Raw genomic sequence first — 411 nt, 5'->3', positions numbered from 1 at the left:
CGTCGCCGCCCGCCTGGAGGTCGTGACCTTCAAGCTGGGCGAAGAGGAATACGGCATCGACATCCAGAAGGTGCAGGAGCTGCGCGGGTACGACGCGGTGACGCGGATTGCGAACGCGCCGGACTACATCAAGGGCGTGGTGAACCTGCGCGGGATCATTGTTCCGATCATCGACATGCGCATCAAGTTCAAGCTGGGCGACCCGACGTACGACCAGTTCACGGTGGTGATCGTTCTGAACATCGGCGGGCGCGTGGTGGGGATGGTGGTGGACAGCGTGTCGGACGTGATCACGTTGACGGGCGAGCAGATCAAGCCTGCGCCGGAGATGGGTTCGGTGCTGGACGCGGACTACCTGATCGGGCTGGGCACGCTGGACGAGCGGATGCTGATCCTGGTGGACATCGACCG

The 411-nt window shown here is 63.5% G+C and carries 1 protein-coding gene; it reads left to right on the top strand.

Features of this window, described 5'->3' with window-relative positions; genetic code table 11:
- Positions 1–13: 13 nt before the first annotated feature.
- Positions 14–411, top strand: a 398-nt coding sequence (locus tag AC1DJH_RS33085; RefSeq protein ID WP_478188613.1) for a chemotaxis protein CheW, incomplete at its 3' end; no start/stop codon positions are given.

The organism is Variovorax sp. 10N412, from assembly GCF_056394985.1.
This window is presented reverse-complemented; position numbering and strand designations above follow the sequence as displayed.